This is a genomic window from Opacimonas viscosa, assembly GCF_024199005.1.
GTDB classification, from domain to species: Bacteria; Pseudomonadota; Gammaproteobacteria; order Enterobacterales; family Alteromonadaceae; genus Opacimonas; species Opacimonas viscosa.
This window is the reverse complement of the sequence record NZ_JANATA010000008.1, coordinates 81257-107143: the sequence shown is the minus strand read 5'-3', so window position 1 is coordinate 107143 and position 25887 is coordinate 81257. Positions and strand designations below refer to the sequence as shown.

Annotated in this window: 24 protein-coding genes; 2 read left to right on the top strand and 22 right to left on the bottom strand. The window is 42.7% G+C overall.

Annotated features, from left to right (window positions below; genetic code table 11):
* Window positions 1-8: 8 nt before the first annotated feature.
* The gene (gene guaA / locus NLF92_RS06315) at window positions 9-1586 is read right to left on the bottom strand and encodes a glutamine-hydrolyzing GMP synthase (RefSeq protein WP_254099941.1); all 1578 of its coding nucleotides are present in this window, start codon (window positions 1584-1586) and stop codon (window positions 9-11) included.
* Window positions 1587-1654: 68 nt separating this feature from the next.
* Window positions 1655-3124, bottom strand: coding sequence for an IMP dehydrogenase (gene guaB, locus NLF92_RS06310; RefSeq protein WP_254099939.1), 1470 nt, complete (start codon window positions 3122-3124; stop codon window positions 1655-1657).
* Between the two features lie 126 nt (window positions 3125-3250).
* On the opposite strand from guaB, the gene xseA reads away from it, so the two are divergent.
* Complete coding sequence (gene xseA, locus NLF92_RS06305; protein ID WP_254099937.1) at window positions 3251-4585, top strand: exodeoxyribonuclease VII large subunit; 1335 nt, start codon at window positions 3251-3253, stop codon at window positions 4583-4585.
* Between the two features lie 115 nt (window positions 4586-4700).
* On the opposite strand, the gene NLF92_RS06300 is transcribed toward xseA, so the two are convergent.
* The 20 genes from NLF92_RS06300 to trmJ form a co-directional block, all read right to left on the bottom strand.
* Complete coding sequence (locus NLF92_RS06300; RefSeq protein ID WP_254099935.1) at window positions 4701-6725, bottom strand: NADPH-dependent 2,4-dienoyl-CoA reductase; 2025 nt, start codon at window positions 6723-6725, stop codon at window positions 4701-4703.
* A 232-nt stretch (window positions 6726-6957) separates the two neighbouring features.
* Entirely contained in the window at window positions 6958-7596 is a 639-nt protein-coding gene (locus NLF92_RS06295; RefSeq protein WP_254099933.1) for a hypothetical protein, read from the bottom strand.
* A gap of 103 nt (window positions 7597-7699) precedes the next feature.
* The gene (der, locus tag NLF92_RS06290) at window positions 7700-9145 is read right to left on the bottom strand and encodes a ribosome biogenesis GTPase Der (protein ID WP_254099931.1); all 1446 of its coding nucleotides are present in this window, start codon (window positions 9143-9145) and stop codon (window positions 7700-7702) included.
* Window positions 9146-9255: 110 nt separating this feature from the next.
* A complete protein-coding gene (gene bamB, locus NLF92_RS06285; protein WP_254099929.1) occupies window positions 9256-10482 on the bottom strand; it encodes an outer membrane protein assembly factor BamB in 1227 nt (408 codons plus the stop codon).
* A gap of 3 nt (window positions 10483-10485) precedes the next feature.
* The gene (locus tag NLF92_RS06280; protein WP_254099927.1) at window positions 10486-11109 is read right to left on the bottom strand and encodes a YfgM family protein; all 624 of its coding nucleotides are present in this window, start codon (window positions 11107-11109) and stop codon (window positions 10486-10488) included.
* A gap of 71 nt (window positions 11110-11180) precedes the next feature.
* Window positions 11181-12455 (bottom strand): histidine--tRNA ligase, encoded by a 1275-nt coding sequence (gene hisS, locus NLF92_RS06275; RefSeq protein WP_254099925.1) that lies wholly within the window; start codon window positions 12453-12455, stop codon window positions 11181-11183.
* A gap of 174 nt (window positions 12456-12629) precedes the next feature.
* Window positions 12630-13751: a flavodoxin-dependent (E)-4-hydroxy-3-methylbut-2-enyl-diphosphate synthase gene (gene ispG / locus NLF92_RS06270; RefSeq protein WP_254099923.1), complete on the bottom strand. Its 1122-nt coding sequence runs from the start codon at window positions 13749-13751 to the stop codon at window positions 12630-12632.
* A 2-nt stretch (window positions 13752-13753) separates the two neighbouring features.
* On the bottom strand, window positions 13754-14890 hold the full coding sequence (locus NLF92_RS06265) for a RodZ domain-containing protein (RefSeq protein WP_254099921.1): 1137 nt from the start codon (window positions 14888-14890) through the stop codon (window positions 13754-13756).
* A gap of 15 nt (window positions 14891-14905) precedes the next feature.
* Window positions 14906-15922: a type IV pilus biogenesis/stability protein PilW gene (gene pilW, locus NLF92_RS06260; RefSeq protein WP_254099919.1), complete on the bottom strand. Its 1017-nt coding sequence runs from the start codon at window positions 15920-15922 to the stop codon at window positions 14906-14908.
* Between the two features lie 28 nt (window positions 15923-15950).
* Window positions 15951-17090, bottom strand: coding sequence for a dual-specificity RNA methyltransferase RlmN (rlmN, locus tag NLF92_RS06255; protein WP_254099917.1), 1140 nt, complete (start codon window positions 17088-17090; stop codon window positions 15951-15953).
* An 89-nt stretch (window positions 17091-17179) separates the two neighbouring features.
* Complete coding sequence (ndk, locus tag NLF92_RS06250) at window positions 17180-17611, bottom strand: nucleoside-diphosphate kinase (protein ID WP_254099915.1); 432 nt, start codon at window positions 17609-17611, stop codon at window positions 17180-17182.
* 131 nt (window positions 17612-17742) lie between these two features.
* Window positions 17743-18081 (bottom strand): ISC system 2Fe-2S type ferredoxin, encoded by a 339-nt coding sequence (gene fdx / locus NLF92_RS06245; RefSeq protein ID WP_254099913.1) that lies wholly within the window; start codon window positions 18079-18081, stop codon window positions 17743-17745.
* 11 nt (window positions 18082-18092) lie between these two features.
* Entirely contained in the window at window positions 18093-19964 is a 1872-nt protein-coding gene (hscA, locus tag NLF92_RS06240) for a Fe-S protein assembly chaperone HscA (protein WP_254099911.1), read from the bottom strand.
* A 5-nt stretch (window positions 19965-19969) separates the two neighbouring features.
* The gene (gene hscB / locus NLF92_RS06235; RefSeq protein WP_254099909.1) at window positions 19970-20479 is read right to left on the bottom strand and encodes a Fe-S protein assembly co-chaperone HscB; all 510 of its coding nucleotides are present in this window, start codon (window positions 20477-20479) and stop codon (window positions 19970-19972) included.
* A gap of 103 nt (window positions 20480-20582) precedes the next feature.
* Complete coding sequence (gene iscA, locus NLF92_RS06230; protein WP_254099907.1) at window positions 20583-20906, bottom strand: iron-sulfur cluster assembly protein IscA; 324 nt, start codon at window positions 20904-20906, stop codon at window positions 20583-20585.
* A gap of 23 nt (window positions 20907-20929) precedes the next feature.
* Window positions 20930-21307 (bottom strand): Fe-S cluster assembly scaffold IscU, encoded by a 378-nt coding sequence (gene iscU, locus NLF92_RS06225; RefSeq protein ID WP_254099905.1) that lies wholly within the window; start codon window positions 21305-21307, stop codon window positions 20930-20932.
* Between the two features lie 130 nt (window positions 21308-21437).
* Entirely contained in the window at window positions 21438-22661 is a 1224-nt protein-coding gene (locus NLF92_RS06220) for an IscS subfamily cysteine desulfurase (protein WP_254099903.1), read from the bottom strand.
* Between the two features lie 12 nt (window positions 22662-22673).
* A complete protein-coding gene (gene iscR / locus NLF92_RS06215) occupies window positions 22674-23144 on the bottom strand; it encodes a Fe-S cluster assembly transcriptional regulator IscR (protein ID WP_254099901.1) in 471 nt (156 codons plus the stop codon).
* A 117-nt stretch (window positions 23145-23261) separates the two neighbouring features.
* The gene (gene cysE / locus NLF92_RS06210; protein WP_254099899.1) at window positions 23262-24077 is read right to left on the bottom strand and encodes a serine O-acetyltransferase; all 816 of its coding nucleotides are present in this window, start codon (window positions 24075-24077) and stop codon (window positions 23262-23264) included.
* 8 nt (window positions 24078-24085) lie between these two features.
* Window positions 24086-24805: a tRNA (cytosine(32)/uridine(32)-2'-O)-methyltransferase TrmJ gene (gene trmJ / locus NLF92_RS06205; protein WP_254099897.1), complete on the bottom strand. Its 720-nt coding sequence runs from the start codon at window positions 24803-24805 to the stop codon at window positions 24086-24088.
* Between the two features lie 258 nt (window positions 24806-25063).
* On the opposite strand from trmJ, the gene suhB reads away from it, so the two are divergent.
* Window positions 25064-25837 carry an inositol-1-monophosphatase gene (suhB, locus tag NLF92_RS06200; protein WP_254099895.1) on the top strand — a complete coding sequence of 258 codons (774 nt, stop codon included), beginning with the start codon at window positions 25064-25066 and terminating at the stop codon, window positions 25835-25837.
* The last annotated feature ends 50 nt before the right edge of the window (window positions 25838-25887 follow it).

Below are 25887 nucleotides of genomic sequence, written 5' to 3'. Positions count from 1 at the left end.
GATAGGACTTACTCCCACTCAATCGTCGCAGGAGGCTTGCCACTGACATCGTAAACCACTCGTGAAATCCCATCAATCTCATTAATAATACGATTAGACACTTTCCCCAAGAAATCATATGGTAAATGCGCCCAATGCGCTGTCATAAAGTCAATCGTCTCCACTGCACGTAAAGAAACAACCCAGTCATATTTACGCGCATCACCCATTACCCCTACGGAGCGCACAGGCAAGAATACGGTAAATGCTTGACTCACTTTATGATACAGATCAGCTGCATGCAGTTCTTCAATGAAAATGGCATCAGCCCGACGCAACAAATCACAATATTCTTTCTTGATTTCACCTAACACTCGTACACCTAGACCAGGACCTGGGAAAGGATGACGGTACAACATGTCATATGGCAAACCTAGTTCTAGACCAATTTTACGTACTTCATCTTTAAATAATTCACGTAACGGCTCCACTAGGCCCATTTCCATGTCTTCAGGTAAACCACCCACGTTATGGTGAGATTTAATCACGTGAGCCTTACCCGTCGCCGAACCAGCAGATTCAATAACATCAGGGTAAATTGTGCCTTGAGCTAACCACTTAGCATTGACTAACTTGCTAGCCTCTTCGTCAAAGACTCGAACAAACTCATGACCAATGATTTTGCGTTTAGCTTCTGGGTCACTTTCATCGGCTAAAGCATTTAGGAAGCGTTCTTCTGCCTCTACTTTAATGATATTCAACCCAAAGTGATCGCCAAACATATCCATGACTTGCTGGCCTTCGTTAAGACGCAACAAACCATTATCAACGAATACACATGTCAGCTTTGAACCGATAGCACGGTGTAATAACATCGCTACAACAGACGAGTCTACGCCACCAGAAAGGCCAAGGATAACTTCATCATCTCCGACCTTTTCTTTGATCCGTGCGACCGCATCTTCAATAATCGCATCTGGTGTCCATAACTTTTCTAGACCACAAATATTCAATACAAAGTTCGCGAGTAAACGTTCACCTTGGCGAGTATGCGTCACTTCTGGGTGGAATTGTACACCGTAAAACTTTTTATCTTCGTTGGCCATCGCAGCAAACGGACAGCTATCAGTCTGTGCTACTTTGGTAAAACCTTCAGGTATAGCAGAGACTTTATCACCATGGCTCATCCACACGTCCAATAACGCATTACCAGATGGAGCGATATGATCTTCGATCTTGGCAAAGAGTGCATTTGCTGCCACACTTTCTACTTGTGCATAACCAAATTCACGAACATCTGAACCTTGCACTGCACCACCTAGTTGAGCTGCCATAGTTTGCATACCATAACAGATACCTAAGACTGGAACACCTGCGTTAAATACATACTCAGGAGCTCGCGGTGAACCAGCTTCAGTGACTGACTCTGGACCACCAGATAAGATAATCCCATCAGGCGCAAACCCTTTGATCTGTTCTTCTGTAACATCCCACGCCCAAAGCTCACAATAAACACCGATTTCTCGTACGCGACGCGCGATTAATTGGGTATATTGAGAACCAAAGTCTAGGATAAGAATTTTTTGTGAATGAATATTCGCAGTCATGTCATTGTCTCTTTATAAAAACAAAACAGGCTGGAGAAAATTCCAGCCTGTTAAAAAATGTGGGTTACTTAACCTAAACGGTAGTTAGGCGCTTCTTTGGTGATGCTAACATCATGTACATGTGACTCACCCATACCTGCAGCTGTTACTTTAACAAACTCTGGTTTAGTGTTGAGTTCATGAATAGTCGCACTGCCGGTTAAACCCATCGCTGAACGTAAACCGCCCATTTGTTGATGAATTATATTGGTAATAGGTCCTTTGTAAGCCACTCTACCTTCAATCCCCTCAGGGACTAATTTTTCAGCGTTTTTACTATCTTGGAAATAACGGTCAGATGAACCATTGCTTTGATTCATTGCACCTAAAGAACCCATCCCGCGATAAGATTTGTAATAGCGACCTTGATACAGTTCTACTTCACCTGGCGCTTCTTCTGTTCCAGCTAACATAGAGCCAACCATCACACAGCTGGCACCGGCTACTAAGGCTTTGACAATATCACCAGAGAAACGAATACCACCATCCGCAATGACCGGAATATCCATATCGGCAACGGCATCAACTGCATCTGAAATCGCAGTGATTTGAGGCACACCACAACCAGTGACAATCCGAGTAGTACAAATAGAACCTGGACCTATCCCTACTTTTACAGCATCGACCCCCGCTTCTGCTAATGCTCGAGCACCTGCACCGGTTGCTACATTACCCGCAATCAGTTGTACATCAGGATAATCGGCACGCACTTTTTTAACGCGGTCAATCACGCCTTGGGAGTGCCCATGGGAAGTGTCTATAAGTAACACATCAACACCTGCTTCTACCAAGCCTTGAATTCTTTCATCTGTACCTGGGCCAACAGAAACAGCTGCACCTACACGTAAACGACCTAACTCGTCTTTACATGCATTGGGCTTATTTTCTGCTTTTTGGAAATCTTTTACTGTGATTAGACCGTGTAGTTTAAACGCATCATCCACTACTAGGATTTTTTCAATACGGTGTTCATGCATTAATTCTAAAACGCGCTCAGATGACTCACCAGACTTCACCGTAACCAGACGTTCTTTGGGCGTCATCACAGTAGCAATAGACGCATCAAGATGTGTTTCAAAACGCAAATCTCGGCCCGTCACAATCCCAATTAAGTTGTTATCTTTGTCCGTGACAGGAAATCCAGAATACCCTAGGCGTTGACTAAGTTCGTTTACTTCGCCAATGGTTGCTTCTGCAGCAACGGTAACCGGGTCAGAGACCACTCCTGATTCATATTTTTTCACTTGTCTAACGTGCGCGGCCTGTTGTTCCGCAGACATGTTTTTGTGAATAAAGCCAATGCCGCCTTCCTGGGCTAATGCAATTGCCAAACGAGCTTCTGAAACTGTGTCCATAGCAGCAGAAATCAAAGGAATATTTAAATTCACTTTGCGCGTTAAACGCGTTTGCAAGTTGGCAGTGTGAGGTAGGACTTGTGAGTGTCCAGGAACGATGAGAACATCATCAAAAGTGAGTGCTTCTTGAGCAATTCTTAGCATGCAAATAACCTTTAGTGAAAGGGTGTTAATTGCGGTACAATTATAGGGGCTTTTATGGTGTAGGTAAACTATAAATTGCATTTTCCATGACAACATTTTCAATCATGTCTAAAAGGGTTATTTTCTATGTATGCTAACCAGTCACAGTCCCGTGAAATTTTAACTGTTAGTGCATTAAACCGCATGGCTAAAAATGCCTTAGAAAATCAAATTGGGCAAATTTGGTTAACGGCAGAAATTTCCAATTTTGTGGCTGCAGCATCTGGCCATTGGTACTTCACCCTCAAAGACAATCAAGCGCAAGTCAAGGCCGCCATGTTCCGCGGTGCCAATTCTCGTGTTGGTGTCCGCCCCAAAAATGGCGATAAAATCCTATTACGTGCAAAAATAAGCCTTTATGAACCGCGCGGTGATTACCAAATCATCGTAGAACATATGGAAGCAGATGGTGAAGGCTTGTTAAAGCAACAATTTGATGCTTTAAAAAACAAGCTTGCTGGCGAAGGATTATTTGCCACGCAAACCAAGCAAGCATTACCAACTAATATCAAAAAAGTAGGCGTTATCACATCCTCTACTGGAGCCGCTTTGCATGATATTTTAACGGTACTTGAAACTCGTAATCCCAGTATAGAAGTCATTATTTATCCGACTCAAGTACAGGGCACTGCGGCGACAGATCAAATCGTTTCCAGTATTTTTATTGCCAACCAGCGTCGTGAAGTCGATGTGCTTATTGTCGGTCGAGGTGGTGGTTCATTGGAAGATTTATGGTGCTTTAATGAAGAAAAAGTAGCCCGCGCTATCTTTAGTTCACAACTTCCTATAGTCAGTGCCGTTGGCCATGAAGTAGATGTGACTATTGCGGATTTTGTGGCTGACGCACGTGCTGCGACACCATCACAAGCAGCTGAACTCGTCAGTAAAGATATGTTGGAAGTACTGAATCAAATCGTACATATGGAAGCTCGTTTACACGACGCTATCATCCAGAAAATCCAGCGAGCACAACACCTACTTGAAATAAAATCCGGCAAACTACAACAAAACCACCCCAAACATAAATTAGAGCAACAAGCCCAAAGTGTTGACCGTCTCAGCATACAATTAAACAATGCCATGCAACACTTATTAAACCGTCATAAACAAGCCGCCAATCAGTTGCATAACCGTTTAGCTCAACAGACACCAACGAACTTAATTAACTTCAAAGCCCAACACTTAGAAAACCTAGCGCAGCGTTTACACCAAGGCAACAAACAGCAAATTCAGCGCAAAGAACAGCACTTAGGACAACTCAGTGGCATGTTGAATTCTGTCAGCCCTCTAGCGACGTTAAGCCGTGGTTACAGTATTAGCTTTAAAGATGAAGAAGTGGTTACACGTGCACAAGATGTCACCACTGGCGATGTGCTCACCACCAAATTACATGATGGTGAGATACGTAGTAAAGTGCTCTAAGCGGAAATGTCATCATCGAACTTGGTGAGCCAATATGTGCACGAAATTGCCAGCTAATCGATTAACCAGAGTTAGGGTTTATACAGCACTTACCTGAGCCTATACGGAACATTATTTATATTTTTGCAGCTAACTCGGCTCCTTGGCGGATGGCACGTTTAGCATCTAGTTCAGCCGCAACGTCTGCACCACCGATCAAGTGAGTCGTTAACCCCTGCTGAGTCAATTCATCATATAAACTGCGAAATGGCTCTTGCCCTGCACAGACAATGATATTGTCAACGTCTAAACACTTTGCTTCATCATTAACGGTGATATGCAACCCTGCGTCATCAATTTTGTCATATTGAACACCTGGTATCATTTGTACATTGTGGTTCACAAGCGATGTCCGATGGATCCATCCTGTGGTTTTACCCAACCCCTTTCCTACCTTAGATGATTTCCGTTGCAATAAATACACTTCTCGAACAGCAGCGTGACGCACTGGGGTCGTTAATGCCCCTGGGGCTGTAAACTCAGGATCAATACCCCAATGTGCTAACCATTTGTCCTTGTTAGTGGTTAAATTTTCTTGTTCTACTAAAAATTCAGATACATCAAAACCAATGCCACCGGCGCCAATCACTGCTACTTTTTGTCCCACCGGTTTATGATCGCGTAGCACGTCCAAGTAACTCATCACCTTGGCATGGTCTGCCCCTGGGATTGATAACGCACGTGGCTTAATCCCTGTCGCCAATATCACTTCCGCAAAATCTCGTTCGGCAAAAAACTGACTATCTACCTCACTCTCTAGATGAACCGTCACCCCAGTGACCTCTAGTCGTTTAGCAAAGTAACGCAAAGTCTCATAAAATTCTTCTTTACCTGGCACCTGTTTCGCGTAATTAAACTGCCCACCTATCTCGCTTGCTTTATCAAATAAATGAACATCATGACCGCGTTCAGCAGCATAACAAGCAAAGGCTAAACCTGCTGGGCCAGCACCAACCACCGCTAATTTTTTGGGAGTGCTAACGGTTTTAAAAATCAGTTCTGTTTCATAACACGCTTGAGGATTGACCAAGCAACTCGCGCGCTTTTGCTCAAAAGCATGGTCTAAGCAAGCTTGATTACAAGCAATACAAGTATTGATCTGATCTGCTTGGTTACGCTCAGCTTTGTTGACAAAATCAGGATCCGCTAAAAATGGTCGAGCCATAGAAACCATATCAGCATCGCCGTTAGCAAGTACTGACTCCCCCACTTCTGGTGTGTTAATTCGATTCGTGGTGATCAACGGGATGCTAACCTCAGACTTCATGCGTTTCGTGATCCAAGTAAACGCAGCACGCGGCACAGAAGTCGCTATAGTTGGTACACGCGATTCATGCCAACCAATGCCTGTATTGATTAACGTTGCACCGGCTTTTTCAATCGCTTTTGCCAAATACACGACTTCTTCCCAAGGTGCACCTCCCTCCACTAAATCCAGCATGGAAAGACGATAAATAATAATGAAGTTTACGCCGACTTTGGCACGAATTTGCGATACGACCTCTATCGCTAGGCGTGCTCGATTCTCTAGACTACCACCCCATTCATCATCCCGAAAATTGGTCCGTTCACAGAAGAATTGGTTAATCAGGTAACCTTCAGATCCCATGACTTCTACACCGTCATAACCAGCTTGTTGGGCATAATGCGCACTATTGACATAATCTTTAATCGTTTTGTGAACGCCCCGACTAGAAAGTGCCTTTGGTGAAAATGGCGTAATGGGAGATTTAACTGCGGAAGCAGAAACATTAAAAGGGTGATAACCATAACGACCGGAGTGAAGAATCTGCATGCATATTTTGCCACCTTCAGCGTGCACAGCATCTGTAATGACTTGGTGCTTTTTGGCATGTCGACGTGCACTCATTCGCCCAGCGAATGGTGCCACCCAACCAGCAATATTTGGACTAATACCACCAGTAACTATTAAGCCTGCGCCACCCTTTGCGCGTGCGGCGTAAAATGCCGCTAATTTTACAAAACCGCCTTTTTCTTCTTCTAAACCGACATGCATTGACCCCATCAAAGTACGATTTTTTAACGTGGTAAAACCAAGGTCTAGTGGTGCTAATAAATGTGGGTAAACAGCATGTGTCATGATATACCTTTATTTTAGTTATGTAGAGTGTGGTATAGGGTAGGCTTTCAGAACGGTATTTATCATTTAGAAAAGATGATATTCACAAATAACTGAAGTTCACTTAGCCCTTATTATTGATATCATCATAGCCCAAGGTTTATAGACTAAACCAAATATTTTGGTCAATAAATAACTATTCACTAAGCAATAGTAAAACTGAATAGGTCAAATTATGAGGGTCGCATCTCATTTATCTTTTGGCTTTTTGTTCCTCGTAAACCTCAATAGCATTATTCATCTTGAGCAGTTTTGCTAATAAGGCAGGATGTTCTTTGACTAAATCTTCCACATATTTTAAGGCTTTTTTCTTATCTCTTTGTGTGAGAAATTCAATATCATCTAAGCTCGGTGGATTGTAGACAATACCCATTGCTAACTTATCTGTGGGAGTACTCGCAAAAGCGTCCTGAGACATTTGTGAGTAGACCTCAAGAAAATATTGTGGATAGCAGGCCATGCGCTTAATTTTAGAACCCACCTTCGCTTCTCTTCGGCAATACATCAAGTACTTACTTTCATCCGCTAACGAATTGTACAAATCATAAAAATCTAATTCCGCAATCTCGATTTGTCTTCGGTAATATGACATGGGTACACCTGAAACTATCCCTATAGTTTCTAAGTTATCTTGGATCTCAGGCAACTCTTCCTCTTCGAGTAAACGTTTTTTTAACTTTTTAGGCGATGTTGTTTTAAGTTTCACATCTGCGACATTGACGGATTTCACTGAGCGCGACTGATTCTCCAATACTGCGGTTTGTGCGAAAGTATTTGGTATCAGTAGAAAGAATAGACCTATACAACAAAGTAACTGACTTGATGAGTTCATGGGAGTGCCACCGCAATATAACTAAATAAGTACCTATGTTTAATTTATAAGCAATTATCAGTCACATTGCAATGTTTACCGAACAAGTGATACGAGAGGTTTCTTATTTTTTCTTGTGAAATGCCAGGAGGCGTTTACGTTTACGTTCTTGGGACAACGTTAACTTATTGCGTTTACCTTCAAACGGATTCGCACCTTCTCTAAACTCGATTTTAATCGGAGTCCCCATGGTCTGTAATGATTTACGGAAATAGTTCATCAGATAACGTTTATAAGAATCAGGCAGATCAGACACTTGATTGCCATGGATAACAATCACTGGAGGATTATACCCACCGGCATGTGCATATTTCATTTTGATTCTTCGCCCACGCATCATTGGCGGATTATGATCGTCTTGGGCCATTTCCATGATATTAGTGAGCATAGCAGTATTTATTCGTTTAGTTGCTGATGCATAGGCTTCTTGGACAGATTCAAACAAATGGCCAACACCTGTACCATGTAACGCTGAAATAAAGTGTAAACGGGCAAAATCAACAAATCCTAAGCGCCGGTCTAATTCACGCTTCACCTCGTCTTTAATATATTGGTCCAAACCGTCCCATTTATTCACGGCAAGGACTAAAGAACGCCCTGAGTTCAGGATAAACCCTAACAGACTTAAATCTTGATCTGTGATGCCCTCACGAGCATCAATCACCAGCAACACAACATTGGATTCTTCAATCGCTTGTAATGTTTTGACTATCGAGAACTTTTCTACTGCTTCATTGATTTTACGACGCTTCCGTACCCCTGCCGTATCAATCAGCACATACTCTCTTTCATCGCGCATCATGGGAATAAAAATACTATCGCGAGTGGTGCCAGGTTGGTCATAAACCACCACGCGATCTTCGCCTAAAATACGATTGGTTAAGGTAGATTTACCCACGTTAGGCTTACCGACAATCGCTAGTTTAATCGGCAAGCTTTGGAGGCGCTCTAATTGTGCTTGGGCGTTTTCATCGTCATCGTTGCGCTCATCTTCAATCGCGGCCATATCGGGGAAGTGCGGAAGTAACGGATCCAAAGATAAGTCGAGTAATTGCGCGACACCTCGACCATGTGCAGCTGCAATTTGTTGGACATCGCCCATACCCATCGCAAAAAATTCGGCAGACTCACTATCACCATCAATACCATCGACTTTATTCGCGACGACATATACTGTTTTTTCTTGCTTGCGCAGATAATCTGCAATCCCCTGATCCGCTGCAGTTAAGCCCGCTCGTGCATCCACTAGAAAATACACTACATCAGCTTCATCTATTGCCAACAAAGATTGTTCTGCCATGGCGGCATCAATGCCTTCCTCATCACCAGTGATACCACCAGTATCAATCACGATAAACTGGCGACCATCGACATTGGCTTGACCGTATTTACGGTCTCTCGTCAATCCTGGAAAGTCAGCGACCAACGCATCCCGCGTATTGGTTAAACGGTTAAATAACGTGGATTTACCGACATTGGGACGGCCAACTAAGGCGATGACAGGTAACATGGTGTTTCCTTTAAAATATGAAGACTTACTAAATACAAAACCAGCCTAAGCTGGTTAAGTGAAAATTACAGGCGAATATATTGTGCCAAGTAGACGTTTATAACGCCTGTTTATTGTAGCGTTAATGCGTAAACTTTACCTTGGACATTTTGCATAATGATTTGCTCACCAGCCACTACTGCAGGTGCATTAAACTTGGCATCTTCGCTATCGTTTAATAACGCACGGCCAAGTAATCCACCTTCGTTAATATCAATAACATGTACTGCACCATATTTGTCACCCACAATCACATTCCCTTTATAGGCCGAAGGTGCCGTTAATGCTCGACCTTTCAAGCTTGACTGTGACCATAGCTCAACACCATTACGACTATCCAAACCAAAGACATTACCATTGTTTGTGGTCACTATTAATTTTGTACCCACTAAGGCCAAGTCGCGATAACTGGCATACTCACGTTGCCAAACCACTCGTCCACTACGCAGTTCAACCGCTGCTAATGAACCGTTAAAAGAGACTACATACACAATACCGTTGTAGAGAATAGGTTGGGAATCGACATCAATAATGCGTTCTAGTTCAGTTGCACCAGATGGCGTCGTTACCGTTGCTTCCCAAGCAATCAGTCCAGTCTCCATGATATTTACTTGGAGTTTGCCAGTACCCGTACCAACTAATACCCCACCATTAGTTACTGTAGGGGTCGAAATACCGCGTAAAGAAAGTGCTGGCACATCTGACTCATGCATCCACACTTCATCACCAGTTGCTATATCAAGTGCAAATAAGCGTCCTGCTGTGGTATTAACAAATACCATACCAGAATCAATCATCGGGCGTGCTAGAATTTCACCCACCACGGTAGTATCAAACTCAACAGCGCCTGTTTCAGTATTTAACCCCACTAAACGACCATCTTCCGTACCTACAAAAACTTTGCCAGCACCGACATTTAAGCCACCAGATAGTTTTGCTGAGGTACCAGAACTAAACCAACCTGCACTGCCACCAAGACGGGTAGACCATAACTCCTTTCCAGAAGGATCTAAAGCAACCACTTTGCCCTGGCGATCTGCAACAAAAATTTTGTTATCTGCAAATGCCGGTTGTAAACCTGAGAAAAACTCTCCAGTACCAGAACCTACTTGTGTTTGCCAAGCCACGTTAACCGCAACTTTTGATTCAATCGGGGCTAACACACGAATCTCTAACTCTTCTTCATCTACAAATAAATTACCCACTGCTGTGCCGACCGAAGAAAGCGAACTACATCCAGATAATAATAAGGCGAGGCCTGTTGCTGTAACGATATTACGAATAGCGAAATAAGACATAGTTTATCCTGCGTTGGCGGCTTGAAGAGCAACATCATCAAGACGCATTTTAACGTTCGCGTCATCTTTCGCATCGAGTGAAGCCTGGTACGCAGCAGTCGCACCAGCAAAGTCTTGTTGGGCAACTAAAATATCACCACGTAACGCCTCTTTAGCAGAAACAAAAGCTTCTGTTGTCATGTTAGCAAGTGTCGCTAACGCTTGTTGATTTTCGCCTAAACCGTAATAAGCACGCGCTAAACGGATATTGACTAGATCTTTTAATGCGAGGTCAGATTCATTGGCAACGGCCGCAGCCAATAGTTCTGCTGCTTTAGCTAAATCATCTTGGTTAGCAGCCGTTTGTGCTGCAATTAAACTGGCTAATGTCGTATATGTTTTACCCGGATTTGCTTGGATGAAAGGTTCTAAATCAGCTACTGTACTATCTGGAGACAAACCCACTAGCATTTCTTGGTACGCCTCTGAAGCACTTTCTTTAGCGGTTATTTGTGACTCATCATAATAGCGCCAGCCCCACAAACCACCTAGGCCGAGCACAGCACCGATAACAATGGCTACACCATTTTCTTTCCAAAAACGTTTGATGGCTTCGACTTGTTGTTCTTCTGTTTCGAATTGTTCCATGTTGTTTCCTTTATTGCTGTATACAGCTTTTCTTAAACCAAAAATACCTAAACGAAAGTGTACCTGTTCGCTTAGTTAAAATAATCTTGTAATTGCGCTGGTAACGCGCTGAGCTCACAACGACTTTGCTCAACTTCACCTTGCATGTACTTTATCGTGACTGTTGCTTCAGTCATTTCAGTTGCGCCGAGTAATAAGGCCACTTTTGCACCTGAGGCATCCGCTCGTTTCATTTGTTTTTTCATATTACCACCACCACAGTGCATTTGGATACGCAGTTGTGTGTTATCACGGCAAAATTCTGCAACTTTTTGTGCATAAGCAGCTGTTTCGTCACCTAATGCAGTAACATAGATATCTACAGGTGCTCGGACAGCATCCGTTAAACCAAGTTCCGTTAAAAGTAAAATCAAACGCTCCATGCCCATGGCAAAGCCTACCGCTGGAGATGATTTTCCACCTAACTGTTCGACCAAACCATCATAACGGCCACCAGCACATACCGTACCCTGTGCACCCAAGGCATCTGTCACCCACTCAAAAACTGTCGCGTTGTAGTAATCTAAACCACGTACTAAGTTAGGATTAACTGTATAGGCAATACCCAATGCATCTAAACGTTCTTTGAGCAAAGCAAAATGTGCTGCTGATTCAGGATCTAAATGATCTTGTAATTTAGGTGCTGAACTGACGATTTTTTGTACGTCAGGGTTTTTACTATCCAACACACGTAATGGATTGCTATACATACGACGTTGGCTATCTTCATCTAATGCGTCTTTATGTGCTTCCAAGTAAGCCACTAAAATTTCTTTGTAAGCCAAACGCGCTGCGTTAGAGCCTAGTGAGTTAATTTCTAAACGTACCTGCTCAGAGATACCAAAGGCTTGCCATAACCGAGCTGAAAGCGCAATGACCTCAACATCGATGTCAGGTCCCGCCAAGCCATAAGTTTCTACACCAAATTGGTGAAACTGGCGATAACGTCCTTTTTGTGGACGCTCATGACGAAACATTGGACCGAGATACCACAATCGCTGCTGTTGATTATAAATCAAACCGTGCTGGTTTCCTGCGCGAACAGCACTTGCTGTACCTTCTGGACGCAAAGTCAATGAGTCACCATTGCGGTCATCAAAGGTATACATTTCTTTTTCAACAATATCTGTCACTTCACCAATAGAGCGCTTAAAAAGCTCTGTGCTTTCCACAATTGGCATACGGATTTCTTGATATCCGTATTGTGCAACAGTCTCCCGAAGGATCTGCTCTACATATTGCCAAATACCAGTCTGAGCTGGTAAACAATCATTCATGCCGCGGATAGCTTGCAGTGTTTTTGCCACGTTATTATACCCTGTAAAATTTAAGATATGGTCGTAAGGAAGGACGAATATGCCACTTCCTGTAAATAATAAAGCCCCATATTATAGGGGCTTTATTGATATAGGTATAGTTTTCAGTCGGATTCTTTAGTAATTTACGACAGAATAACCCGAGAACCTACCATTGACGCTTTTTTATTTGTCTACTGACGTGACGGCTATGCGCTGGGCTGGGTCTAACATAGCGGCTTTAGCACGGATTTTTTGCTCCAATACATCGACTAAATTGTCATTGGCAATACGTTCTCTTTGGCGTTCCCCATCAAGATAAAAACCACTCATATTTCGGGCGCCAGTTAAACCTAAATCAGAGACTTCAGCTTCGCCTGGTCCATTTACGACACAGCCAATAATCGAAACATCCATGGGTGTCAAAATATCCTCGACGCGTTGCTCTAAGGCATTAACGGTCGATATCACATCGAATTCCTGACGAGAACAACTTGGACAGGCAATAAAATTAATGCCTCGAGAGCGGATCCTGAGTGATTTAAGAATATCAAAACCCACCTTAATCTCCTCGACGGGATCTGCAGCTAAAGATACCCGTAACGTATCACCAATCCCTTCAGCCAAAAGCATCCCTAACCCTACTGCACTTTTCACCGAGCCAGAACGCATTCCACCTGCTTCTGTTATACCTAAATGAAGCGGTTGTACGATTTGTTTGGCTAACTCTCTATAAGCACCAACAGCTAAAAACACATCAGAGGCTTTGACGGAAACTTTAAACTGATCAAAGTTCAACTTATCTAAAATATCAACATGGCGCATAGCTGATTCAACCAGTGCTGCAGGTGTTGGCTCTCCGTATTTTTCTTGCAGATCTTTTTCCAACGACCCACCATTCACCCCGATGCGGATCGGAATATTTTTGTCTTTAGCACAATCAACAACTGAACGTACCCGTTCCATGTTACCGATATTACCTGGATTAATACGCAAGCAATCCACACCGTATTCCGCTACTTTTAAGGCAATACGATAATCAAAGTGAATATCAGCCACCAGTGGTACCGAAACTTGTTTGCGGATTTCTTTAAATGCCTCTGCTGCATCCATCGTTGGGACAGACACTCGGACGATTTCTCCTCCGACTCCGACAATACGATTGATTTGGTCAACAGTTGCAGCAACATCCGTAGTGGGTGTATTCGTCATGGACTGCACCGCAATAGGTGCACCATCACCGATGGGCACAGACCCAACGTTGATACGTAAAGATTTTCGTCTGGTTATTGGAGATTCAGCAAACATAACTACAAAGTTTCCTGTAATGGTAAAGTAAAACGTGCCGTAGCATTTGTTGGGAATGCACTGATATCAACATCACTTCCCGCAAACGTGATGGCAACGCCTTTGGGCGCTCCCAGAATAACGGAAAATGGGGCTTGACCAGAAACAGGCATAACTCGACCTGCTTTTTTAACGCCATAAGCAATGTCCTCACCCGTTGCATCAGTAATTTTTATCCAACAATCTTGTTCAAACGTAAACACCAGTTCAACCGTATCGGACAACACATCGTTCTCAATCGTGCTCTGGACATTCTCACGAACGATATTCAACAGCGTATTTTGTTGGGCGTCATTAAGGGTATCGTTACCGGTTAAGTTGGTTGGATTGTCAGTAGCGGAGGCTAAAACTTCCGAGCTTGATACATCTGGATCTGCATTTTCTAAAGCCGCTAATACCGTCGTAATATTCCGGTCATTTTCCACCTCGACAAATTCTGGGATACTATCATTGTTCACCGTCGTAGCCTGGCGAGCGGTGTTTTCTGGGCCTATTGATACATTAGCAGACGTTGCTACATTTGGTCTTTGCTCAATGCGGGTAAACGGTTCTTGTTCGGCCTGCTCTGCCGTTTCAGCTTGGTTGGTTGGTAACACAGGGGCACTCTGAGTCACGCCAGTTGAGGTTTGCTCTTGTTCATTCGTGGACACTATGCTGCTATTCGTGTTGGCAGTGACTTCTACCAGACTATTTCCTGAATTCTGCCAAGCATATAAGCCAATTAAAATAATCACTACAGAAATGATGCCATAGGTAACATACATCCATCTAGAATCATAAGTATCACGTGAAATTTTACGAGAAAAGCTTTGCATACGTGATTTTTGCTGGATATCTATCCCTGAAATATCATTATAAGCAGCAATAATATCTTCTGGATCCAGCTCAACTAATTTAGCATATGACCGCAAGTATCCTTTGATGAATGTGGGAGACAACGTCGCTCCGTAATCATCATTCTCTAATCCTATGACCACGGCTTCTTTCAATAATAAACGGATGGCTATCTCCGAAACCGTTAAATTTAATTTCTTGCGTGCTTCTTGTAACAAAAAACCTGGACTGATAGGTACAGCCTCGGTCTGTTCATAATCGCTCATGCAATTTTCCTTAAATTAATCCTGTGGCCCAACAATTAACGACTGCCCGACTTTTAATCGATTAATATCGGATAACTCATTCCAATCGATAAGATCCTGTACCGTAACTCGGTACTTCACTGACAGACGAAACAAGGTCTCACCTTTGGCCAAAATATGTCGCTTATATTCAGTAAAATTCGGAGTTAATTTTCTAACGGGCTTGGTTTCAGCATCTAGTCCATTGTGCGCACTGGACGCCGACTCTGCCATGTCAGTTTGCACAAGTACATGTTGAGTCGCTTTGGCATGTGGGTGATGCGGGAAACGCGTTTGCAGCATCTTAGCCCATGCTTGCATCGATTTCGTATTGTTTTGTGCTGCAGCAATTTGATACGTCATATAAACAGAATCGGCTGTAATACCAGATACCCGTTCAAACTGGCCTAATGACTTCAAAGCTTGGTTGTATTGCTTGTCAGCAAAATACAATTCGGCCAACAAAAAATGACTTTTGGCACGATTCGGTTGATGATTTAATGCTTTTTGTAAATACCCAATCGCAGCACTCGAATCTCCTTGGGATGTTGCACATAACGCAAGGTTCTCGTAGGTTTCCGCCGTAGCTAAATAACTCTGATTATCAATGGCTTGCATAAATCGCGTTGTCGCCTCAGCATACTCTCCCTGGGTACACAAAAACGAACCGAAAGCATTCGCAATTTCTGGATCTTTGGGCGCTAAACCGACAGCTGTTTGGTAACTATCCCGCGCCTTTTCAATCTCATCAACTTGTTGGAAATAGTATGCCAAACCGTAATGGACGTTAGCATAACGAGGAGCAAAACTGAGAGCTTTGTCTAAATTAAATTTAGCTTGTTTGTAGTTTTCGGCTTCTAGATAGGACAAACCTAATGAGATACGCGTTTTTGCTGCAGCCAGAGGGTCAGTGACATTGACGGCTTGTTCTTCTAGGGTACTCGAGCATCCTGCTAGTGTTATCAGCAGTATGCAACAACATGTTTTAGCCCAGTTCAGCATATCGTTCCACATTTATATCTATCCTTGAAATGATTATACGTTATTGTTTGTCTGTTTTGACAGAAATTGGTTCGCCTTTCTCGCGCTTTTTTAATAAGCGTTTTGTTCTATCAACCACATCACCTACTAACTGTCCACAAGCAGCATCGATATCATCGCCACGTGTTTTGCGCACCATCACTGTATAACCAGCTGCCATCAGTACTTTTGCAAAACGGTCGATGCGAGAATTACTCGAACATAAGTAAGGTGAACCCGGGTAAGGGTTAAATGGAATCAGGTTAATTTTACATGGCGTCCCTTTCAGCACTTTTGCCAATTCATGTGCTTGGTCGGTACTGTCATTGATGTGTGACAACATCACATATTCTACAGTCACTTTACCCTGATTGGCTTTAGAAACATCTAAATAACGACGTACCCCAGCCAGAAAAGTTTCAATGTTGTATTTTTTGTTTACGGGAACGATTTCATTGCGCAGTTCATCATTTGGCGCATGTAACGAAATCGCTAACGCCACATCAATTTGTTCGCCCAGCATATCAAGCGCAGGTACTACACCGGATGTTGACAGTGTCACGCGACGTTTTGATAAACCAAAACCGTAGTCATCCATCATCAGTTCCATTGCTGGCACGACATTTTTCAGGTTCAATAAAGGTTCGCCCATTCCCATCATTACTACATTAGTGATCGGACGTTGCTTCGTATCTTTTGATAAACCAATAGTTGTCGCAACACGCCATACCTGACCGATGATTTCACTCACAGAAAGATTGCGATTGAAACCTTGTTGCGCGGTTGAGCAGAAAGTACATTCTAGCGCACAGCCAACCTGAGAAGACACACACAAAGTTGCGCGGTCGGTTTCAGGGATCCAGACCGATTCGACTTCTTGACCGCCGGCTAATTTTAACGCGAATTTAATGGTGCCATCACTGGCATTTTGTTGGTAAGCGATCTCCGGAGCTACGATTTCTGCGTGTTCTTTTAACTTAGCTTTAAGTACTTTGTTGATGTTTGTCATGTCATCAATATTGCTGACACCATGGTGATAAATCCATTGCATAATTTGATCTGCACGGAAAGGTTTTTCGCCAATAGATGAAAGAAAATCACGCATCCCTTGACGGTTTAAATCCAGCAGATTTGTTTTTTTCTCAACAGCAACAGCAGTCATTGACTATCTCACTTATAAAAACTTAAAGCTAAAATAAAAGGCAAAAAAGGGAGCTAATGCTCCCCTTTCAAAAAACAATGATTGTTTGCTTAGCGAGTACGTGGGCAAACTTCTTCTTCAGAGAAGAAATATGCAATTTCACGCGCCGCTGATTCTGGAGCATCAGAACCGTGTACCGCATTTTCATCAATCGAAGCCGCATAGTCAGCACGTAAAGTACCCGCTGCAGCTTCTGCTGGGTTAGTTGCACCCATGATTTCACGGTTTGCTAAAACAGCGTTTTCACCTTCAAGCACTTGAACCATCACTGGCCCAGAAGTCATAAAATCAACCAAAGCACCAAAGAAAGGACGCTCGCTGTGTTCAGCGTAGAAACCTTCAGCTTGTTCACGGCTAAGGTGAACCATTTTAGATGCAACAATACGCAGACCCGCAGACTCAAAGCGGTTGTAAATAGCACCGATAACGTTTTTTGCAACTGCATCAGGTTTAATGATTGAAAAAGTTCTTTGTAAGGCCATTTTGGGCTCCAAGTAAATATTTTGTCGTATGACGTATCGAATTTGCGCAGATTATAACAAAACCCACATAAAACACTAATTTTTTTACACCATTCATCTGATGAAGATGTAACGCTTAATGCACCTTAGAATTAATGGTCTTCTGCCGCGTGATTCAAGGTATATTTAGGGATCTCAATAACTAAATCTTCATCCTTAACAATCGCTTGGCAACTCAAACGTGACTCGGCTTCAAGTCCCCATGCTTTATCGAGTAAATCTTCTTCTAACTCATCACCTTCGTCTAAGGAATCAAACCCTTCTCGAACAATGACATGACAAGTGGTGCACGCACATACTTTTTCACAAGCATGCTCAATACCAATACCATTTTTTAGTGCAACATTTAATACCGACTCACCTGGCTGAGCTTCCAAAACCGCACCATCAGGACATAGTTCTTCATGAGGTAAAAATATAATTTGTGTCATAATCTTCTCTATTAAATCGTATCAACGGTTTTACCCGCTAAGGCTTGTTGTATTGAGAAATCCATTCTTCTAGTCGCAAAGTCTTGAGAAGCATTGTCGACTAGCTTAATGGCATCTTTAATGGCTTGGGTGTCTGTGCCCTGTGCTGCCTTTTCTAGTGTCTGCATAGTGTCTCGCAATGCCGTTAATTCAGCAGGACTTAGCAACTTATCACCACTATCTTGGAGTGCAGAATTTAACGCTTCTAAGACTCGAGCAGCTTCAACTTGCTGTTCTTTTAACATCCGTTGTTGCATATCGTCTTTCGCGTTTGTCATAGATGCTTTTAGCATAGATGAAATTTGTTCTTCAGCCAGACCAAACGATGGTTTCACTTGAATTTCTGCTTGTACACCTGATGATTTTTCCATAGCTGTCACACTTAATAAACCATCGGCATCGACTTGGAACGTTACCCTTATGTGAGCAGCACCAGCGGCCATTGGTGGGATACCTGTCAAAGTGAACTTGGCTAAGGAACGACAATCTTCGACTAATTCTCTTTCACCTTGAAGTACATGTACCATCATAGCAGTCTGACCATCTTTGAAGGTCGTAAATTCTTGAGCTTTGGCAACTGGAATGGTCGTATTGCGGCCAATCACTTTTTCGACTAAACCACCCATAGTTTCTAAACCCAAGGACAAAGGTAGTACATCCAACAACAGCATATCTGCATCAGGTTTATTACCGGCTAAAATATCCGCTTGGGTCGCTGCGCCTATCGCTACCACTTTATCTGGGTCTATCGCAGTTAACGCTGGTCGACCGAAAAACTCACTAACCTGCTCACGGACCAATGGCACTCGAGTTGAGCCCCCCACCATGACGACGGCAAGTATTTCATCAGCACTCACCTCAGCATCTTTCAAACTGCGCCGACACGCTTTAATGGTTTTTTGGACCAAAGGCTGCACTGCAGCATTAAACTCAGTTATGCTCAAAGAAGCATCGTAGGTAATATCGCCTAACACACACTCTTGGTGGACATTAGCCACAGCGGATAATGTTTGTTTAGTCGCTTTCGCTAGAGTGACCAGTTCACGATAGTAGGTTTTGTTTGCCGCATCAGTAAGACCCCAGCGTTGTGACCATAAATCAACAATAGCATGATCAAAATCATCTCCACCTAACGCCGAATTTCCACCCGTGGCAAGTACTTCAAAAACACCCTTGTGTAAACGTAAAATCGAAATATCAAACGTACCACCGCCTAAATCATAGACAGCAATTAAACCTTCTTGGCCAGAATCCAAACCATAGGCTATAGCCGCAGCGGTAGGCTCGTTTAGTAAACGTAAAACATTTAAGCCGGCCAGTTGCGCGGCATCTTTGGTACTTTGACGTTGCGCATCATCAAAATAAGCAGGAACGGTAATCACAGCACCGGTTAATTCATCACCTAAAGTCTCTTCTGCACGTTGTTTCAATACTTGTAAAATCTCAGACGATACTTCTACCGGAGTTTTAATCTTACCGGCCACAGCGAGTTGAATATTGTTGGGCTGGTCTTCGTCAGCAACAAATGCATAAGGAAGGTTTGGCCAGGTTGCTTGAATATCTGCTAAAGAACGCCCTAAAAAACGTTTTACTGAGACAATCGTATCTTTTGGCTTTTGGGCCGCGACTTGTTCTGCAGCCAGGCCAACCACCGTAGTATCTTGTGCATAGTGAACGACAGAAGGCAGTAAGTGTTCGCCGTCGCTATCTGCTAAGGTCTCGCTTACACCACTGCGGACCGTTGCGACTAATGAATTGGTCGTTCCTAAATCTATCCCAACCGCTAGCTTACGTTGATGAGGAGCGGCCGCTTGTCCTGGTTCTGCAATTTGCAATAATGCCATAATAATTAGTCTTCAAATTTGTCCAAGTGCTGTTGCACTTGTTCTTGGAATTTATACATAAATGTGAGTTTACGTAGTGCATTAGCAAGGATAGTTACGTCAGCCTCTTCATTAAAAAGTTCTGATAAGTGGCTATACTCAGATTTAATCGTTTGGGTTACATCCGTATGAAACTGCCAAAGTGCATCTTCATCATTTTGTGCATCTTCTAGTGCTTCACGCCACTCCATTTGCTGCATCAAGAATGCTGTGTCTTGCATGGTGTGCTGTTCATCTTTCACATCAACCCCACGTAGACTCAATAAATGCTGCGCTCGAGCAAGAGGGTTTTTAAGCACACTGTAACCGTCGTTAACTTGAGAGTTTTTTTGTAACGCAATACGTTTTTCTTGGTCACTACCGGTGCTAAATTTGTCTGGATGGGTCAGTTGTTGCAGTATTTGATAAGTAGCACTCAACTTCGCCTTATCTACATCCAGTGTTTCTGGTAAATCAAACAAAGTAAAAAAATTCATCAACAACAACTCTTTATATATTAGATATAATAAGCTTTAAGAATAGGCTCAAAATAAAAAGCAGCTCAAAATTTTGAACTGCTAATGTAGGCGATTGCAAAAACTATACGTTAAAGCTTTCGCCACAACCACACTCGCCATTTGCGTTTGGGTTGATAAATTGAAAACCTTCGTTGAGGCCTTCTTTGGCAAAATCTAACTCTGTGCCGTCTAAATACACAAGACTTTTACCATCTATAATGATTTTTACATCATTGTGTTCAAACACAGTATCGTCTTCATTGAGTTCATCGACAAACTCAAGAACATAAGCAAGTCCAGAACAGCCTGTAGTTTTTACGCCTAAACGCAAGCCCAAGCCATGCCCTCTGTTCGTCAGAAAGTCACTTGCTCTTTTTGCTGCTGCATCAGTTACCGTAATTGCCACGGGGTCTCTCCTACTTATATTACTTAGTTTTTGCTTTTGTAATCTTTTACTGCTGCTTTAATTGCATCTTCAGCTAAGATTGAGCAGTGAATCTTCACTGGTGGTAATGCTAGTTCTTCAGCAATATCAGTATTTTTGATTTCTGTTGCTTCATCTAATGTCTTACCCTTAACCCACTCAGTGACAAGTGAACTAGAAGCAATGGCAGAACCACAACCGTAAGTTTTGAACTTTGCATCTTCGATAATACCGTTCTCACCTACTTTTAATTGTAACTTCATAACATCGCCACATGCCGGAGCACCTACCATGCCAGTGGCAACACTAGGGTCATTTTTATCAAAACCACCAACATTACGTGGATTCTCATAATGGTCGATTACTTTTTCGCTATAAGCCATGATCTTACCCTTCTCATGCAAACTAGCTGTTTTAGACTAGCTAGTATTAATAATTTTATCATTTACCTATCGTCACTAGCAATCGTAGTGACTGATATTGAGCCAAACCATAAAGGCTGGCTCACTCATTTTAGTGATGTGCCCACTCAACAGTAGACAAATCAATCCCTTCTTTGTACATGTCCCAAAGAGGTGACATTTCACGTAACTTGCCAATCGCGTTGTTAATCACGCCAATGACATGGTCAATTTCTTCTTCTGTCGTAAAACGACCAAAACTAAAGCGAATGGAACTATGTGCTAATTCATCATTTAAGCCTAAAGCTCGCAGTACATATGACGGCTCAAGAGATGCTGAAGTACATGCCGAACCAGAAGATACGGCCATATCTTTCAAGGCCATGATCAAAGATTCACCTTCGACATAAGCAAAGGATACGTTTAGATTGTGTGGTACACGATGCTCAAGATCACCATTTAGGTAGACGGCTTCCATATCTTTTATGCCATCCCATAAACGCGTGCGCAATTTCAAAATTCGCTCATTTTCTGCAGCGAGCTCTTGTTTCGCTAGGGCAAATGCTTCACCCATACCTACGATTTGGTGCGTGGCTAATGTACCTGAACGCATGCCGCGTTCATGGCCACCGCCGTGAATTTGCGCTTCGATACGTACACGAGGTTTACGACAAACGTATAATGCGCCAATGCCTTTAGGCCCGTATGTTTTGTGAGCAGAAAAAGACATCAGATCCACTTTTAGTGTTTTTAAATCAATCTCAACTTTACCTGTCGACTGTGCCGCATCGACGTGGAATAAGATTTTTTTACTGCGGCATAATTCACCGATTGCTGCGATATCTTGTATCACGCCAATTTCATTATTTACGTGCATGATGGAAACTAAAACCGTATCTTCACGCATGGCTGCTTCTAACTTACCTAAGTCCACTAAACCTGATGCTTCAGGCTCCAAATATGTCACTTCGAAACCTTCACGCTCTAGTTGACGACACGTATCCAAAACGGCTTTATGCTCTGTTTTTAATGTAATTACATGTTTACCGCGTTTTTGGTAAAAAGTAGCCGCGCCTTTGATAGCTAGGTTATTTGATTCTGTAGCACCAGAAGTAAATACAATCTCACGAGGATCTGCATTAACTAAATCTGCAACTTGGTTACGTGCAATATCAACTGCTTCTTCTGCGACCCAACCAAAACGGTGTGAGCGGGAAGCTGGATTACCAAAATTACCTTCCATTTCGAGGCATTCGGTCATCTTCTTCGCTACACGTGGATCAACTGGTGTAGTCGAGGAATAATCTAGATAAATCGGTAATTGTAAATCGCTCATTCTGCGCTCCGGTTACAACTGAAAACTAACGTTGATTTTTTGGTTAAGGTTATCATTGACAGCATCTACATGGTTTCTATTATGTTGCTTGGCAACTAACTCACCTAATGTAATGCTATCTAAAAATTTACTAATTCTGTCAGACAAATCTTGCCACAAATTATGGGTTAAACACTTTTCGCCGCCGTGACAGTCGGCCTTGCCATTACATTTTGTCGCATCAATGGATTCATTTACCGCTGCGATGACTTCGCCAATGGCGATATTATCAGCTGACCTACCTAAGCGGTATCCGCCACCAGGGCCTCTAATACTTGTCACGAGCTGCTGTTTACGTAATTTTGCAAATAATTGTTCTAAATAAGATAAAGAAATCTCTTGGCGCTCTGAAATATCAGCCAATGGGACAGGGCCGTTCTCTGAATGTAGAGCAACGTCCAGCATAGCAGTAACAGCGTAACGACCTTTAGATGTTAATTTCATAAACTTACCCAGAACAAACACAAGTCAATTATATAATCCCGACTATTTTAGTCAAGTATATATCCGACTAAATTAGTCAAGTATTGTTAACGGTTTGTAAAAGGTACATGCCACACCTTAGATAATAGGGTCAAATTTGTCGTGATCTTCAGCTTTTGCTTGGCTCATACCCGTTGCCTCAAAATCATCTAAATTCATTTTTGGCACACTTTCACTACACACCTCACCACCCATTTCCTGAATAGCAGTGCACATTTCTTGTACTTTGTTGTCCATCAGATGCACGTGTTCTAACAACATGCCCATTGCTGAAGCTACTGGGTCTGGATTATCGTCTGATACAGCATACGCATCGAAACCGTATTTCTGGGCAATTTTGGCTCGTTTACCATCGGTGTTTTGTTCCTTTGATTCCGCGCTTTTAGCTAAAATGATCCGACCTGGAATGCCTATCACCGTCGAATTTTCTGGCGCATCTTTCACCACCACAGAGTTACTTCCTACCTTAGCTCCCTTCTTTATCGTAATGGGGCCAAGCACCTTAGCACCAGCACCAATCACAACATTATCTTCCAATGTAGGGTGACGTTTACCCGCTTTCCAGGATGTTCCGCCTAGAGTGACACCGTGATACAAGGTGACATCATCGCCGATTTGTGCGGTTTCACCGATCACAATCCCCATGCCATGATCAATAAAGAAACGACGGCCTAAGGTGGCGCCAGGGTGAATTTCGACACCGGTAATAAACCGGCCAAACGTAGATAGAGTACGAGCAATCCATTTTAATCGCCAACCCCATAATTTATGGCTAATGCGATGTAACCATATTGCATGTAAGCCTGGATAATTAGTCAATATTTCTAGCGTATTACGGGCGGCAGGATCACGGTGATAAACACTTTTTATATCTTCACGAATATGACGAAACATGGCTTTTGCTAGTCCTTTTTGGTGAGTTTATCAACCGAGGATAAAATACCACGCAGAATATTTAATTCTTGAGCTTCTGGTCGAGCTCGGTTAACTAAACGTCGTAATTTGGTCATGACCACACCAGGATGATTCTTTTGTATAAAATCAGCATCTGATAACGTGTTTTCCAAGTGAACATAAAAACGCTCAAGATCGGCACTCAGTGGGTATTCATTTTCTGGTTCAGGATAGCTCTCCTGCCCTAAATAGCCCATTCGCACTTCGTAGCATAGCGTCTGTACTGCAGCTGCTAAATTCAAGGAACTGTATTCTGGATTTGCGGGAATACAAACGTGATAATGACATTGCTGCAGCTCATCATTAGACAGACCATTGTTTTCACGACCAAAAACAAGTGCAACAGGACCATGCTGTCCTTCTTGAACCATTTTTAGCCCACACTCTCTGGGTTCGAGCATCGGCCATGGTAACGTTCTTGAGCGTGCTGAAGTTCCCACTACCAATGCACAATCGGCCACGGCTTCAGCTAAAGTGCCAACGGTTTGTGCATTCGCTAAAACATCTCCGGCACCAGCGGCCAAAGCACTGGATTTACCATCAGGTGCAGAAACGGGATCAACTAACACTAATTGGCTCAAGCCCATAGTTTTCATAGCCCGAGCTGCGGAACCAATATTTCCTGTATGAGAGGTGTTAACAAGAACGACTTTAATATTTTCTAGCATGGTAGTCATCATCCAATTCACAATTGCTGTATTCTACCATAAGGGCGTGTTTTAAATCACTAGGGAGGACTGTTTTAAGTCATAAACATGCATCTCTAGACCAGTTTCCTATCATTGATTTTGGCGAAAAAGTTTAATATTTACTAAAATTCCCCTTGGTCTACTTTTTTGCTATAATCATATGGTTATAAACTTTCGATTTAGAAAATAAACGATTTATTTTCGATGTTCTTTGACAATTTACGTAGTGAGAAATTCATGCATCCAATGCTAAACATAGCGATCCGTGCAGCAAGAAGCGCGGGCAGTGTAATAACACGTGGTTTTGAAAACCGTTCAGACCTAACCATCTCCGTTAAGGGCTCACAAGATTATGTGACCAAGGTTGACCAGGATGCAGAACAAGCCATCATTGAGAAAATTCAACAATCTTACCCAGACCATAGCTTTATGGGTGAAGAAAGTGGCATTATCAAAGGTGATGAAACGTTCAAATGGATTATTGATCCACTTGACGGCACTACGAACTTTATCAAAGGTATCCCCCATTTTTGTGTTTCTATTGCACTTCTTTACAAAGGTCGTTTAGACCAAGCAGTTATTTTCGATCCGATTCGTGGTGATTTATTTACTGCGTCAAAAGGTCAAGGGGCCCAGCTAAACGGCTTCCGTATTCGCGTCAATAACAAAAAAGATGTTAGCGATACTATCTTGTGTACCGCTTTTCCTTTCAAAGATAAGTCATCGTTTAATCAATATATGGAGAGTTTCACTCCGATTTTCCATTCTTGTGGCGATGTTCGTCGTACCGGTTCTGCAGCACTAGATTTAGCGTATGTTGCTGCTGGTAAATTTGATGGTTATTGGGAATCAGGTTTAAAACCATGGGATATGGCTGCGGGTGAATTAATCGTTCGCGAATCAGGTGGTTTAGTTACCGATTTTTCTGGTGGTAATGACCCGATTGATAAAGGTCAAATCGTCGCAGGTAACCCAAGAGTCGTACAGCATTTAGTGAAACATCTAAAATAAGAAAGACCAAAAAAAACCGACGTATACTTGTGAGTATCGTCGGTTTTTTT